Consider the following 14,445-nt stretch of genomic DNA (forward strand, 5'->3'; position numbering starts at 1 on the left):
GAACATGGCGTGCGTCCCGTCATCCTCTCAAAATTCGCGGTCGCCTACGGGAGCCGATCGAACCCCGTATAGGCCTTCAGGTCGGCGGCGCTCGTGCCCGTCAGTTCGGCGAGCCCCGGTCCGGCCAGATCGTCGGGCAGATGCCGCCTGCCGTCACCATCGAGCATGCCCAGGAACCGCTCGATGATCGTGACGATCACCACATCAGGCCGTTCGGAGCGCAGCAGGTCATATTGGAGACTGTCCGAACTCATCACCACCAATCGCGAAAAGGTCGGGATCAGATGCGGGATGATGTAGTTTGCGAACGAATCGCGGAACAGCACGCAGCGAGGCAGGTCGCGATCGCTGCTCTCGTAGATCGACACCGCGCCGCGCGCGAAAATCTTGTTTTCGAACACCCGCTGGAACGGTCGCGCGATCCGGTGATCGACGATGGTGGCGATTTCGTCCTGTTCGGGTTCGAGCCGCACGCCGAGATCGCCGATATGCGTCCGGTCGCCGAAGCTCAGATCGGTCTCGGCGATCCGGATCGGCAGCGATACCGAGTCAGCGAGGCTATCCATCAGCAGGTCATACGCCAGGAACCCCGCGTAGAAGGTCCAGTGCGTGTCGGTCTTCAGATAGGTTTCGCGGAGGGCGCGCGCGTCGATCAACGGCTGCAACGGATAGGAGCACAGCGCGCGCGTCTCGGGATCGAGACTGTCCAGGATCTGCACTGCAGGGCGGTTGTCGGATAGCGCGAAACCGGGTGGCAGCTTGTCGGCATAGACGACGTGCTTTTCCGGAATGATCATCATCCGGAACGCGATGTCGTTCGCCTTGCACCACGCCGCGCGCGTCTCGATGCTGTCGCGCCACACCGCGATCTCGCGAGGGCCGAGCGGCAGCGCGCCGGTGATCTGGTCGATCGCCTCATGGTCGCGGTGGAATAGATATCCGTCCGCGCCCTGGACGACGTCCGCCGCCCGCCGGGCGCGCGTGTCGCCGGCGATGCTCATGAGCCCGCCCGGCTTTCGCGCGGTCCGTCATCGCGCCGACACCGGACCAGGGCGATCAACGCGCCGAGATCCTGCGCGCCGCTGCCCTCCGGTCCGAGATCGATGTTGAAGTGCTTCTCGATCCGGATCAACAGCGTGGCGTGCGCCAGCGAATCCCAGCCATCGACATCGTCAGTGGTGGTCGCCACGTCGACCGCCGCCGCATCGACGCCGAAGGTCTTGGCGACGATCGCAAATATTCGCGCGCCAACATCGTCCTGGTTCATATCTCAGTGTGTCGACCCGCAAGGTATTTTACAATGTTTTCGGTACGACTGATCTTCCCCGACGTCGACTTTATCAGCCAGCCCGGCGCGACTATCGAGATCGTCTTCGGAACCAGGCCCAGCAAATCAAGGAGTTGCCTCTTCACCGCCTGGCGAAGCGCAGAATCTTCGATTGCCCCGCAATCTTCGACGGCGCCGCCGCGCTCGACTACGACATGGCAGGTTTCACTGCCGATCGCGTCCGCGAACAGCCCGAACGCGACCGCGCGCCCCGCCTTTACGCCGACGACGTCGTTCAGCACTTGCTCGATCTCGTGCGCATAGAAATTCTTGCCGAGCAGGATGATCCGATCGGTCTTGCGGCCAAGCACGTACACCTCACCCTCGTGGAGGAATCCGAGATCGCCGGTCCCGAACCAGCCGGCGTTGAAGCTCGCCGACGAGTCCTGCCGGTAATAGCCCGTGAAGACAAAATCGCCACGCACCAGGATTTCGCCGATCGCGTCCGCCCCATCGATCCGGACTTCGATGCCGTCGATCGGCGGCCCAGCGCTGCACAGACTGATGCGATCGTCTCCGACGACGTCCAGCCGATGGCGTCGCAAGCCATTGGCCGAGACCGAGCATCGGCGTGCCGGTACGCCCGGTCGCGTCTGCGCGACGGCGAACACCGTTTCCGCCATCGCGTAACACGCTTGCACCTGCACGGCCGATACGCCCCACCGACCGAATGCTGCAATGAATCGGTCAACGCTGGCCGGCTTGCACGGTTCAGAACAATTGATGAAAGCACGGACCCGAGAAAGATCGACCCGCCGGCTGTCGACGGCAGCATTCGCCAAGTGGTCGAACGCAAAATTGGGCAGCCAGACCAGCGTGCCGTCGTGTTTGGCGACCAGATCGAACAGCGAAAGCGGGTTCGACAACCAATCGAACGGATCGACGATCACCGCGCGCACCCCCGTCAGCAGCGGCATCAGCAACGTCGTGACTAAACCCATGTCGTGATACAGCGGCAGCCACGAACAGATCACGTCGTCGCTGGTCAGGCCGATCGCCGCCGCATAGCTGGCGATATGGTGGCTGACGGCGCGAGATGTCAGCGTCACGCCCTTCTTCAGCCCGGTCGTGCCCGAACTATGCTGCAGACAACAGACCGCGTCCGGATGCCAGTCCCACGCGATCGGATCGCCGTCGTCGGGCACGGCGTCCGCCGTGGTGACGATCGCCAGCAGGTCTGCTGCTAGCGCGTCGCCGAAGGTCGCGGCGTTGATCGTATCGGTGACGAGAATGCCGCCGCCGATATGCCGGAACAACCGGGTGTGGCTGTCCCAGAAGCGCGCTGGATCCTGCTTGATCGACGGCAACGGCATCATCGCCGGAACGCAGCCGGCCAGGATCGCACCTACGAACGCATAGAGCAGGTCAGGTGACGATTGAAGCGCGATCAACACGACGGTGCCTTGCGCCGCGCCGGTGCGGCGATAGAGGTGCGCGTATCGCTGCCCTCCGTCCCACAGCATCGCGTGCGTCACGACCGCGTTTCCGCCGACGCGCGCGAGGACGAACTGCACCGTCGACGGCGCGGCATTGCAGCGCGCGATGAAACTCGCGAGCAGCCCGGTGGGTTCGCTGGGCCGCCGCGTCATTCGCACAAGGCCGACAGCCGCGCGCTGACGGCGATGTCATGCGCCTGCAACGCGGTGCGGAACGTCTTCGCGAGCGCGGCGCGGCGCGAGTCGAACGCTGCCCCGGCTTCGGCGGTCCAGGCGGTCGCGACGACCTCGCGCAGGTCGGATACCGGATCGTCATCGAAGGAGCGCGACGGTATTGCCATCGTCTCGGCCATCTCGCGCGTGCGACTGTCGACATGCAGGACGACTCCCGGTCGCTCGGCCTGGATGGCGAGCGCCACGCCGTGAAACCGCGGTCCGATCGCATAATCGTAGCGCCGCAGAAAGCTCATCCAGCTCTGGCTGTCGGTAAAGACGAAGGCACGCCGACGCCCCCACTCCAGGACCTGCGCACCGTCGAGACCGGGCAGCAACCGCTGTGCGAGCAGCGCGAAATCGCCGCTTTGGGTGTCGGCAAGGTCCGATCGGGCCAGCGCGATCATCGTATCGGGGTGCTGGACGATATAGCAGCCGTCGTGCTGATCCGCTGCGACGATCAGGCGGTGTTCGGGCGCCATGTCGGCATGGTGATGATGCCCGGCCGCGATCGCCGGTCGCGTCCCGAGCCCGGCGGCGACCCGTGCCGCGATCCGCCCGCCCAGGTCTCTCGTCGGCGACAGGAACAGCGACGGACAGCCGATGATCGTCGAGGCATAGCCGTTGCGAGCCAGGATCTCGGCCGTATACGCGCCGCGGACGAGCATGGCGGGTGCCGCGCCGGCGGCGGCCGCGACGACGTCCAGCGCTGCGCGGGTGCCGTCCTTCAACGCGAGAGTCGCGCCAATACCCGGCGCCTGCGCACCAAGACCAACCAGCAGGACGGGCAATCCGAACGCCGCGAGACGTGCCGCCCAACCCGACAGATCGACATGATCACCAAGCTGGTTGGCACACGCCACAACGAGAATATCAGCGTGAGCGCGGACGATTTCGGGGGGCGTACTCCACGTAATCATGTGCGAGGCGGCCAACGACGCGACCAGCCCGTCGACATAGGCGACATTACCCGAATTGCCGCCAAGCGCCTCGGTCAGCGTCGCAGCGTCGGCGGTCGGGATACGGCCCGCGTCGCCCAGTTGCCGGATCGACAGGTTCGGCAAAATCGCGACACGGCGACGAGTCTTCGAGACAGTCATGGTAATCTTTCACAGCGAGGTCGAAGCCTGCGGTCACGCGTACATGCACACGCGCCGGCGCCGGATATGCGACATTGGCGCCGGCTGTCTGCCGCCCTAACTTTATGGGGTCTTCCCGGCGCTCCACAGCAAGGGCGCGGCGGGTGGGTCGCAGGCGACGGGTGCGGTGCTCGAACAGGATCGAGGCTTGTCGCCATGCGCGACCTGGGCAAACCATCTGAGCGTGCCGACCTTCTGGCCATCGACCCCGTTTTCGAGGACGATGGCCTGGCGCGTCGAGACATCCTCCATCCCTTTGGGAAACGCGGGAGAGGCCACGGCGTTCGGCCTCGCACTGCCGGCGTCTCCTGCATCGGGTACCGTCACGAGCGTCTGCAGGTCGAGCTGTACACGTCGTCGATCCCGACCGGGAAACGCAATGCGGACCCGCGCGGAATTCGGCTGCTGATCGAGGATCCATACCGCCGGCAGATTGGGCAACGCGCCCTTCCCCTCAACGATCGACGGGGTTCGCGACGTCGCGATCTCGCGGATGCGCCACCCGCCCCGGCCCGGACGTGCCGCCACGATCGCGGGGCCGTTCGCGGCGCCATAGCGGACCTTGCCATCCGTCTCGGCATAGCGCGGATACAGGATCACCGGCGCGCCATCGGCTGCAAGCGCGAGATCGAGCCGGTTGACAAGCCCGGCATCCTCACCGACGTTTTCGACCAAATCCATCGTATCGGGGCTCAGCGGCGCCGCAATCGGGTGGCCGTTCGCCGTGAACCAGGTTTGGAAATTTTTGGTTCGTGCGTAGGATACCGCAAAATTCGACGCGACGTCGGGCGTCCGCCGCCATACGACCGCGACATGGACATAGCCGTCCGCGCCGGTCCTGAAAGTGCTCGGATACGCACTGACCGGACCCTTTCGGTCGCGATCGGCAAAGATCGACCCGATCCGCTGCCATCGCCCGTCCTGCCACCTGTTGAGCAACCAGCTGCCGTTTCCCGAGCCGCCGGTGCGGTACATGAAGACGAGGTTGCCGTTGCCGTCATGCAGGAACCGCGGATAGGTCGCGCGCAGTTCGTCGCGGCCGATCATCGATGCCGGGCGGATGCTGCCGACATCGCCGACGGTGCCGCGCGCATAGAACAACGGCGACGCGTGCATGTTGCCGACGACGTGCACCGTATCGTCGGGGGCGATCGCGACCGCGAGGCTGTTGTGCGCGTCCCACCCGGAGAACCGGGAAGGCAGGCGTATCGAACAGGATACGCGCCGCAAGGGATCGAAGCGCGTGACGGTGGCCCAGCGGTCGGCTTCGAAATAGGCCGCGAAGATCTGCCCACGCGCGGTGGCTGCCGCGCCGATCGCGGTCCCCACCCCGGTCCATACCCGGTCGAGTTCGATCGCCCCGCCACCCCGCCGCGCGTCGGCACCGACCTGCGAACAGCGCGGTTCGCCCGCTACGGGTTGCGCAGCGAGGTCGGGTGCCTGGCACCCCGCCAGCACGACGATCGCGGTCCATAGGCCAAGGCCTATACGGCCGCGCTCGACCGCGGATGATCGGGCCGGGCATTCGAGCCACGCCGCTGCGAAGCGGTTCACCCGACGCTCGCATCGCGCGCGAGCAAAGGCGCCGGCCTCAGGCAAAGACATAGTCCGCCATCATCTCCCCGTTGAAACTCACATTGGGGAAATCCTTCTGCATGCTGTGCGTGTAGATGCTCGACACCTTGCCGTAGCTGTTGTCATGCAGTTGCGTCGTGGTTCCCGACAGCGCGGAGGCCACGCCGACATGCAACCGGTTGGTGGTGATCTCGGACGCGAGACGGGTGAATTCGAGCAGCATCCACGCTCCTCGATTGGCTTCGCGCGGTTTCACCCCGATCTGGAACACGATCGAGATATCGAAATTGGGTGCCCGCGGGATAAACGTCTTCTCGACGCCGTGCCGCATGCACGACATCTTCTTGCCGTCGATCGCCTCGGGCGTGAGCTTCGCGCGTTCGAGCAGCATCTCGCGGAACAGGTCATGGATCTCCGCGTCGCTCTCCATGTCGTCGTAAAGCTTGTCGGTATCGAGGAACAACGCCAGATCGTGCGACAATTCCGCCTCGATCGACGGTGCATGCGCAAGGACGTGCTGGTGGGTCGGCAGCTCACGGCAATAGATCGTCGTCGCGGGCGCCAGCGACTGCAACAAATCCTCGTTCCCACGGACCGAGTGCGGCAGCACGATGATGCGGTTATTGCCTGCCTGAAGCGCGCGGATCAGCGCCGACATGCCGTGGTAGAGCGGGACCAGATTGCCCCCGCCCGCCAACAGGACCGTTTCGTTCCGCAGGGCCTTCGCCTCGGCGACCGACGACAGGATCTCGACGTCGATATTATAATGGTCGAACAGCTGATAGGTCGCCGCAGCGATCAGCGAGTCCCCGGCGTTACCCGGATTCATGAAATACTTGATCGTCTTGTTACGGTGCCGGCGAAATAAATCCGCGAGATGACCGTTTTTTCGTTCGAAATCTCTGGCGCATGAATCGTCCACGGTGAACTCCAATATTCTTGATCAGGATGGGACGGGGCTGTTGGCGACGAGCTGCCATTTCGCGACCATATCCTTGGGCATGTCCGGCCTGGATTTGGTGCCCATCCAGACGTCGGCGACGCTGCCGACATCAATGGCGATCCCGCCGCGACGCTTGATCGCCGTACAATAGGCCTTCGACAGGATGCCTGCCGCGACGATGTATACCGCGCCCTCGAACGGCGGCCGGAGCTGTTCCAGGATGTCCGGATACGCGTCGGGATAATGCCGGATATCCTTGTGAACCTTGGCGATCGACGCCTGCATCGGCACCAGGATCGTCTCCGTCCGCGCCACTTCGGCCTTTTCGCGAAACACCCGCTCGAGATCCGGGTAACAAGTGACGAAGCCCAGATACGGCTGTTTATGCAGGATATTGAAATAATGCGGCAGCAACGACCGGCTGAACCAGGTGCTTGCCCAGATCTTCTCCGACAGCTTGGCGAGATCGGTGGCACCCGCCAGATAATTATACACGCCGCGCATGCCGCACATGCCGCGGACGTCGAGATCCGGGAGGTCCGTAGAAAAGCTCTTGTCGATCGTCCCGCGCTCGGGACCACCGATGAGATCGGCTTCCGCGATCCCCTCCATGACCGTGTCGAGGAAGAACTGCTTATGCTCGACCATCAAGGTATTCGAGCCGAAGTAGATCCGCGATATCTTGGTAAGATTATACGTGGTCAAATGCGGGTAGATATCGAGCCCCGAGAACAACACGTTGCCGTCGGCGTCGCCGAGCCGGATCAGCGACGCGGGCCTCTTCGCGGCGATCGCCTTGCGCAGGAAGGCGGCGATCGGACCGCCCGCGCTGTTGCCGACATAGCTCGCCGCCGCGCTGCCGACGACGTCGTCATACTGGCGCAGGCACCGATCGCGGTCGAACGCGGTTGCATACTGCATATACTCGTCGGCCGCGTCCTGGCCCGGTGGCCACCACGTATTGCCGGCTAGGTTATAGGAATTCATCGTAGGGGCCGTCCTTTTGTACTGCGCCGAAACATCGTTCAGTCCAGGATTCTTGCATCGATTTCCGCACTGAATGCCCTGCGCATCCAGAACGGACTCTTCGACAACAGGTACAGCCAGTCCGCATCGCCGGTGACCGGGTCCGCTTCCTCGATCCGCAGGACGATCGCGTCCGGAACGAGCTGTGCGAACTCCGCTTCGAAATCGCGCCCCAGGACGCGGTAAGCGCCGCCACGCGCGGCATCGGCCCTGCCCCAATCCTCGGTCTTTTCGCGCGTCGTCGGGTTCGGATAGGACAACAGCATCAAACCGTCGGCGGTCATCACGCGGACCAGCTCGGCCAGCGTCTTGCGGTGCGCGGGGACACGGTGGAGCACATTCGCCGCAACAATGAACCCGAGGCTGTTGCTCTGGCGCGCGGGCAGCCCTGCATCGGCATGCTCGATCCCGAACAGCTCGACGGATTTGAACCAGGGCTTGGGAATGCCACTCGGCTCGCCCCATAGCAGCAACGGAAGATGCGCGAACGTCTCGCGCAGCTGCAATTTATCGATGACCGCGCGGGCGATACGGTGCCGTTCGAGCGACCGGCACGTGCCGCATTGCGGCGGTTTGCGCGACCGGCTCAGCCGGTTGTTCTGCGCCGGGACGAACGTCGTCCCGTTGCAGATATTGCAGCTCACGGTCATGATCGATCCCCCGTCACGTCGGCCGCTGTGCCAGGCCCAGGACATCGAGGACGTCGTCGACCCGCGACGTCCAGGATACCGAACTCAATACCTTCTTGCGCTGCACCGTCGTTGGCGCCTTTTGCTTGCCGGCCACCACGCGCGTGATCGCGGCGAGGAACGAGTCGTGATCCGCGGCGATCGTCGCATAGGGACCGATGTCGCCGATATTGGCGACGTCGGTCGTCACGATCGGGACGTTCAGCGCGAAATAGACGTAGAGCTTCAGCGGGTTCATGCTCTCGCTGAGTTCGTTGCGCAGGTGCGGCACCATCGCGACGTCGAACGCGCGAATATACCGCGTCGCATCCTCATAGGGTTTCACCCCGAGGATATGGATGTTCGGACGCGCGCCGAGCGCGAGCACGTCGGGCCGATCATGCGCCGACCCGATCAGCACCACGCTGCCGCCGGGGAATGCGTCGGCGACCTTGCCGATCAGCTCCAGATCGACCCGGTCGCGCAGATTGCCGACATAGCCGAGGATCGGCCGGGGCAGATGCGCGAGATCCTCCGGCACCGCCCAGCTATGCGACAGATCGAACATCTCCGCGCCGTTCGGGATGACGCGGATATCCTCGCGGATCGCCGCGAACCCTTCGCGTACCGGTTCGCAATTGGCGAGGACGAGATCGGCATCGCGCAAGATCTCGTCATACGCAGCATGGACACGCGTCCGATGCGGTTCGCGGCTGGGGAATCGGCGCTGGTCGTCGATCACGTCGGCGACGATACAGCCTGGGTTCACGACCGATTTGACCATCGTATAATCGAATACCACCGGGCACACCCACAACACCGGCGAGTCGCCGATATTGGCCGCGCGCAGCTCCGATCGGATGAAATCCTCATACCCATCGCGCGGCGGCAGGTCGGTACCGAGATAGCGTTGCGGCGACGTCTCGGCGCGGAACAGGAACGTCCGTCGCAACAGGTTCGTCGTATCCGCCTGGCGCAGCACGCGCCGGATGGTGTTGACGTACACCAGGTTTCCCTGGTGCGCGGTCGCCTCCGCGCCGTGCTTGGCCTGCTTGTCGAGATCGGTCGCGCTGATCGGCGAATCGAAATGGAGAACCTGGTTCACCGCGCCCGATTTGAGCAGATACCGCGCCATCATATCCGACCGGCGACCATAGATGTCCGAATCGTTCTGCTTCCACAGGAAGACGACATCGGGTTTGCGATTCTGCCAGATCGCCGGACCGGCCCACCCCTTGGCAAAGCGCGGCAGCGGCTCGCCCGACACCCGCTCGACCGCCGCGAACAGCGCGTCGAACGCCGGTATCACCGGCCTGGATACCGTCCGTGCAGCCTCGAACGCCAGGTCCAGCCTCGCCGAATTCACGCTATAGCTGAGTTCGGTCAGATAATGATCGCGGACGCGCTGCTTGGTCGCCGGCGCAATGCCCTGCGCGCTGATCTTGCGCAGTTCGTCCTTGAGTTGCGCGGCATCGTGCACTGCGATGATCGCCCCCGCCGCAATCAGATCGCGTAGCGGCGGCACCGGCGTCGCGTACACCGGCACGCCGAGCGCCATCGCATCGGTCAGCTTGGCGGGGATCTGGTAGCCGGATATCGCGGATGTCGGGTCCTGCAACAGGAACACCGCATCGGCGATCGACACCAGTTCCGCGAGCCGTGCCCAGGGCTGATCGCCGTGCAACCCGATCCGCGCCTTCTTGTATTTCGCGAACCGGCTCGACGTGCGCTTGTCGGTGACCGTTCCGATCACGCACAGCGCAAGCGTATCGTCGGCGAGCTCTTCGAGTGCGTCGGCGATCTCGAACACGCCCTTGTGCGGTCGCGGCGTCCCGAGGAACAGGATCACCCGATCCGCGTCGGTGTAGCCGAATTCGGCACGGACCTTCTGTCGATCGTACAAGGCGGGATCGAACACGCGTTCGTCGCGGCCATGGCGGACGACGATACCGCCGAACCGTTCCTGCAAGGCGTAGTTGGAGACGGTCACGCCATCGCATTCGGCGATCAGCCCTTCGGCAAATCGCGTGAAGATCTCGCCATAAGGCTTGTCGAGGATCCGCGGGTCTTCGGTGATCGCGGCGATCAGATCGTCGAGGCTGGCGGGGTCGCGATTGGGGAAGAAACCGAGTTCGTGATCGTCGACGTCGACGATCATCGGGCACGCATTGGCCTGCTTGATCATCGCGCCGATGAACAGGCTCGAGAAACGCGCCTTGCCGACATGGACGACATCGCATTTGACGCGCGCGGCGATCGCGCGCGCACCGGCGACGAACTCGGCGAAGCTGCCCGCGGGATAGGCGTGCATCGTCATCGTCGCGGCGGCGATCGGCGGCCAGATCGTCGCGCCGTACATCGGGAACATCGGCCCGACGAGTTCGACGACGCTGTTGCGCGATGCCATGTCCGCCAGCAGAAACGCCCGCCCGACCGGGTTGTGCGCCATATCCCACGACACGACCGCGACGCGGCGCGTGGCGGCGACCGCGGTAGCGATCTTGCCGGGATCACCGCCGACCACCGGCGAGTGCGCCGGCACCGCATCCGACGCGTCGATCACGAGTGCCGATTTCGCCTCGATCGACGACTTCGCTGCGGCCCCCGTTCCCCGCGCGCCGGCCAGCGTCATGCGCTTGGTCCCCGCACCCAGCCGCTCGCCGGTCGACGCGCGCAGACTGACTTGGTGATCGGCGCCATCGAGCAGCAACGTCGGCAGGGGTACGGCAAAACCATGCGTGGCGACCTTGGCGACGTCCTCGGCCAGCGCATCGACAGACGCGTCCGGTATCGCCGAACCGACCAATCGGCCATCGACGAACAGCAGGACTTCGGCATCGACCTCGGGCAATTCGGCCCAGCCGACCAGACGGTCGCCGCGCAACCCGACCACCTCTCCGGACGGGCGCTTTGCGCGCGCGTGTGCGCCGCTCGCCTTGGCCGGATCGATTGCCGCCGCACCATTGCGCGCCGAACCGGACCGGGGTGCCACGTCGTCCGCGCGGGTCCCGCCCTTACCCGACTGCGCCACAACAGGATGCGCCGGACCGGCCGCGAGCGCGACCTCCGACGGGGCCGCCTGAAGAACGGTGTATCGCTTCGTCGATGCCGCAGAGGCCGAGGCCGTTGCCGAGGCCGTTGCCGCATGACTGGTAAAATCGACCGATTCGAGTTCCACGGTGCCGGGGCCGCTCGAAAACTGCATGGCGAAGAAATACGGGGTGCCGGATACGAGATCGCCCAGCGGCATCTCCAGCTCATAGTCCCGGGCGTCGCCCTCGATCGAACGCTGCTGCGTCGAAAGCTTCTTAGCAAAGATCCGTTTGCCCTGCGCATTGGCCTTGAGCAGCGCGATCCATTCGAGATCGAGCCCGGCTTCGGCGTCACTGGCGGCGCTTGCCCGCAGCCGCACCACGGCGCGGCGCCCCCGTTCGACCCCCGTCAACTCGATCGGCTGCCATAGCCGGACCCAGCTGAGCGCCGAGCGGATGTGCAGCCTCACCCCCTGCGACTTCGGCGAGGCCTTTGCCGGCCCCGTGTCGCCGGCTGCAGCTGCGCCGTATTCGACGAACCAGTTCTGACAGAACTGCCCCATGTTCCGACGGGCCGATACTGCAGTATCATGATCCGTAAACGTCGGATTCTGCAAAAGATTATACGTCATAGGAAACGGCGTTCTTTCGCAATGAGTATCTACACGACGCAACGTACGTGTTTAGCGAATCAAATGCCCCGCAAATCTTCTCAGATTTATGCCACTTGGTCACGCCTGCCCGGCATTAGCAATACAAACGAATCCGATCTCTTTAACTTTCGGGGAAAGCATTTCTTACAATTGGCGACCTACCGGAACTGGTATTCCGACTTTAACGATTAAGATCGCTGGATATTGCCAGACAATGCTTGAAGCCATAATTGTATTGGAGATCGCCGCGGGAAATAGGATCGAGATCGCTATTTAGCGTGGGGATCGAAGCGACCTCGATACCGCCAGCCATCACCGACGCGCCATAACGCAACGCCGCCCGTCTGGACGGGCGGCGCATCGATGACCTTAACCGGGGAAGCTTGAAGCGGGATTTCTCCCGTCGGGATCAGGCACCCATGCCTGTTCGTCGCGATAGTGCCGCCGCGCTGGCGACATGATGCGCGTGCGTGATCGCCACGGCGAGCGCATCCGCGGCGTCGGGCCCCGCGAGCTTGGCGCCCGGCAGCAGGACGGCCATCATCGCCTGGATCTGCTTCTTGTCCGCGCCGCCGGTGCCGACGACGCCCTTCTTGACGGTCGAGGGGTGGTATTCGCCGATATGGAGCCCGGCCCCCGCCGCGGCGAGCAATACGACGCCGCGGGCCTGGCCCAGTTTCAGCGTCGACTGCGCGTTGGTGTTGCCGAGCACCTCCTCCACCGCGGCGCCGTCGGGGCGCTCGGTACGGATGACGTCGATCAGGGCATTGTACAGCGCGGTCAGGCGGCGGGGGAGCGCCATCGACGGATCGGTCTTGATCTGGCCGTTGGCAATATGGCTCAGGCGATTGCCGTCGGCGCGAATGACGCCCCAGCCTGTGGTGCCGAGACCGGGGTCTAGCCCTAGAATGATCATGAAGATTGATTCACGCGAAGGCGCAAAGGCGCGAAGGTGTCGCATACTCGACAGGTGTGCCGCGTCAGCGGCACCCTCATCAGTGATCTTGACCACCGAACAGACATTCCGCCTTCGCGGATCACTAGCCCACGCGAAGCTCTTCGCGCCTTTGCGCCTTCGCGTGAACCAGTCTTCATCTCAACCCAGCGACTCCATGATCTCGTCGGAGATTTCGTAATTGCCCCACACGGTCTGCACGTCGTCGTCGTCGTCGAGCGCGTCGATCAGCTTGAACAGCGTCGCCGCATCGTCCGCACCGACTGCAACCATGACCTGCGGGCGCCAGGCGAGCTTGGCGCCTTCCGCCTCGCCGAGCTTGGCTTCCAAAGCCTTGGCCACCTCGTGAAGGTCGCCCTGCGCGGTCCAGACCTCATGGCCGTCCTCGCTCGACGTGACGTCCTCGGCACCCGCTTCGAGCGCCGCTTCGAACACCGTGTCGGCATCGCCCGCGCTCGCCGGATACGAGATCAGCCCGACGCGGTCGAACGCATGGCTGACCGAACCGCCCGCGCCCAGATTGCCGCCGTTCTTGCCGACCGCGACGCGTACGTTGGTCGCGGTGCGGTTGCGGTTGTCGGTCAGCGCCTCGATGATCAGCGACACGCCGCCGGGGCCGAAGCCCTCGTAGCGGATCTCCTCGTAATTCTCGGCATCGCCGCGGCTCGCCTTGTCGATCGAGCGCTGGATGTTCTCCTTCGGGAGCGACGCCGCCTTGGCCGCGTTGACCGCCGCGCGCAGGCGCGGGTTCATGTCGACATCGGGCAGCCCCATCTTGGCCGCGACCGTGATCTCGCGGCTGAGCTTGCTGAACGCCGACGAGCGCTTCTTGTCCTGCGCGCCCTTGCGGTACATGATATTCTTGTATTTGGAATGGCCTGCCATCGGTGCCTCTTTAGCTGATGGCCCCGCTCTTAGGCGTCAGGCGCGGATTTCGCCAGACCGTCGATTTTCCGCTCGATCGCGTCGAGGCGGTCCAGCAACAGATGGTCGATCTTGTGATGCACGCGCAGGATGTCGAGTTCGGCACGCAGGTTGGTCTCGTAATCGAGGCTCGCGGCGAGACGATCCTTCGCCGATTGCCGGTTCTGGCTCATCATGATGACGGGCGCCTGGATCGCCGCCACGGTCGACAGCATCAGGTTGAGAAAGATGTAGGGATACGGATCGAACGCCATCCCGAAATGGCCGAGGATGTCCGAATTGAGGATCATCCAGCCGAACAGGATGACCGCGAAGACGATGATGAAGCCCCACGACCCGCCAACCGCCGCGACCTTGTCCGCCAGCCGCTCGCCATAGCTCGAGCGTTCGTCGGAGACGTCGCCGGCGTCGCGGCTGACGACCGTGCCCGCCTCGATCCCCGCAAGGACGCGGCGCTCCTCGTCGTCGAGCTCGCCCGGCGCCTTGCCGAGGAGGCGTTGCGAGAGATCGGCGAGCGGGGAGTGTGTGGCCATCCTTTGAGGCCTAGCCCGGAA

The 14,445-nt window shown here is 64.3% G+C and carries 13 protein-coding genes; all 13 read right to left on the reverse strand.

The features are described 5' to 3' along the window. Positions 1-44: 44 nt before the first annotated feature. Positions 45-1,001 (reverse strand): hypothetical protein, encoded by a 957-nt coding sequence (locus C8J40_RS01265; RefSeq protein WP_132895453.1) that lies wholly within the window; start codon positions 999-1,001, stop codon positions 45-47. Beyond that, the gene (locus C8J40_RS01270; protein WP_132895454.1) at positions 998-1,267 is read right to left on the reverse strand and encodes an acyl carrier protein; all 270 of its coding nucleotides are present in this window, start codon (positions 1,265-1,267) and stop codon (positions 998-1,000) included. The genes C8J40_RS01265 and C8J40_RS01270 overlap by 4 nt, the downstream gene beginning before the upstream one ends. After that, positions 1,264-2,916 carry an AMP-binding protein gene (locus C8J40_RS01275; protein ID WP_132895455.1) on the reverse strand — a complete coding sequence of 551 codons (1,653 nt, stop codon included), beginning with the start codon at positions 2,914-2,916 and terminating at the stop codon, positions 1,264-1,266. The genes C8J40_RS01270 and C8J40_RS01275 overlap by 4 nt, the downstream gene beginning before the upstream one ends. Further along, entirely contained in the window at positions 2,913-4,076 is a 1,164-nt protein-coding gene (locus C8J40_RS01280) for a polysaccharide pyruvyl transferase family protein (RefSeq protein ID WP_132895456.1), read from the reverse strand. The genes C8J40_RS01275 and C8J40_RS01280 overlap by 4 nt, the downstream gene beginning before the upstream one ends. Positions 4,077-4,178: 102 nt before the next feature. Then, on the reverse strand, positions 4,179-5,669 hold the full coding sequence (locus C8J40_RS01285; RefSeq protein ID WP_132895457.1) for a BNR repeat-containing protein: 1,491 nt from the start codon (positions 5,667-5,669) through the stop codon (positions 4,179-4,181). Positions 5,670-5,706: 37 nt separating this feature from the next. Beyond that, positions 5,707-6,519, reverse strand: coding sequence for a polysaccharide pyruvyl transferase family protein (locus C8J40_RS01290; RefSeq protein WP_132895458.1), 813 nt, complete (start codon positions 6,517-6,519; stop codon positions 5,707-5,709). A gap of 114 nt (positions 6,520-6,633) precedes the next feature. Next, entirely contained in the window at positions 6,634-7,620 is a 987-nt protein-coding gene (locus C8J40_RS01295; RefSeq protein ID WP_132895459.1) for a hypothetical protein, read from the reverse strand. Between the two features lie 38 nt (positions 7,621-7,658). Continuing rightward, positions 7,659-8,309 carry a hypothetical protein gene (locus tag C8J40_RS01300; RefSeq protein WP_132895460.1) on the reverse strand — a complete coding sequence of 217 codons (651 nt, stop codon included), beginning with the start codon at positions 8,307-8,309 and terminating at the stop codon, positions 7,659-7,661. Between the two features lie 13 nt (positions 8,310-8,322). After that, positions 8,323-11,922: a glycosyltransferase gene (locus C8J40_RS01305; protein WP_165911335.1), complete on the reverse strand. Its 3,600-nt coding sequence runs from the start codon at positions 11,920-11,922 to the stop codon at positions 8,323-8,325. A gap of 271 nt (positions 11,923-12,193) precedes the next feature. After that, entirely contained in the window at positions 12,194-12,373 is a 180-nt protein-coding gene (locus C8J40_RS01310) for a hypothetical protein (RefSeq protein ID WP_132895462.1), read from the reverse strand. Positions 12,374-12,421: 48 nt separating this feature from the next. After that, positions 12,422-12,928, reverse strand: coding sequence for a crossover junction endodeoxyribonuclease RuvC (gene ruvC, locus C8J40_RS01315; RefSeq protein ID WP_132736071.1), 507 nt, complete (start codon positions 12,926-12,928; stop codon positions 12,422-12,424). A 180-nt stretch (positions 12,929-13,108) separates the two neighbouring features. Beyond that, positions 13,109-13,852, reverse strand: coding sequence for a YebC/PmpR family DNA-binding transcriptional regulator (locus tag C8J40_RS01320; RefSeq protein WP_056477859.1), 744 nt, complete (start codon positions 13,850-13,852; stop codon positions 13,109-13,111). Between the two features lie 29 nt (positions 13,853-13,881). After that, the gene (locus C8J40_RS01325; protein WP_132895463.1) at positions 13,882-14,424 is read right to left on the reverse strand and encodes a DUF1003 domain-containing protein; all 543 of its coding nucleotides are present in this window, start codon (positions 14,422-14,424) and stop codon (positions 13,882-13,884) included. Between the last annotated feature and the right edge of the window lie 21 nt (positions 14,425-14,445).

Origin of the sequence: Sphingomonas sp. PP-CC-3A-396, from assembly GCF_004343105.1 — a bacterium.
Classification (GTDB): Bacteria; Pseudomonadota; Alphaproteobacteria; order Sphingomonadales; family Sphingomonadaceae; genus Sphingomonas.

Excerpts from the sequence above, each read along its gene's own strand:
- C8J40_RS01310 (WP_132895462.1), bottom strand. The coding sequence starts at position 12,373 with ATGCGCCGCCCGTCCAGACGGGCGGCGTTGCGTTATGGCGCGTCGGTG.
- C8J40_RS01305 (WP_165911335.1), bottom strand. The coding sequence starts at position 11,922 with ATGGGGCAGTTCTGTCAGAACTGGTTCGTCGAATACGGCGCAGCTGCA.
- C8J40_RS01295 (WP_132895459.1), bottom strand. The coding sequence starts at position 7,620 with ATGAATTCCTATAACCTAGCCGGCAATACGTGGTGGCCACCGGGCCAG.
- C8J40_RS01320 (WP_056477859.1), bottom strand. The coding sequence starts at position 13,852 with ATGGCAGGCCATTCCAAATACAAGAATATCATGTACCGCAAGGGCGCG.
- C8J40_RS01280 (WP_132895456.1), bottom strand. The coding sequence starts at position 4,076 with ATGACTGTCTCGAAGACTCGTCGCCGTGTCGCGATTTTGCCGAACCTG.
- ruvC (WP_132736071.1), bottom strand. The coding sequence starts at position 12,928 with ATGATCATTCTAGGGCTAGACCCCGGTCTCGGCACCACAGGCTGGGGC.
- C8J40_RS01265 (WP_132895453.1), bottom strand. The coding sequence starts at position 1,001 with ATGAGCATCGCCGGCGACACGCGCGCCCGGCGGGCGGCGGACGTCGTC.
- C8J40_RS01270 (WP_132895454.1), bottom strand. The coding sequence starts at position 1,267 with ATGAACCAGGACGATGTTGGCGCGCGAATATTTGCGATCGTCGCCAAG.
- C8J40_RS01290 (WP_132895458.1), bottom strand. The coding sequence starts at position 6,519 with ATGAATCCGGGTAACGCCGGGGACTCGCTGATCGCTGCGGCGACCTAT.
- C8J40_RS01325 (WP_132895463.1), bottom strand. The coding sequence starts at position 14,424 with ATGGCCACACACTCCCCGCTCGCCGATCTCTCGCAACGCCTCCTCGGC.
- C8J40_RS01300 (WP_132895460.1), bottom strand. The coding sequence starts at position 8,309 with ATGACCGTGAGCTGCAATATCTGCAACGGGACGACGTTCGTCCCGGCG.
- C8J40_RS01275 (WP_132895455.1), bottom strand. The coding sequence starts at position 2,916 with ATGACGCGGCGGCCCAGCGAACCCACCGGGCTGCTCGCGAGTTTCATC.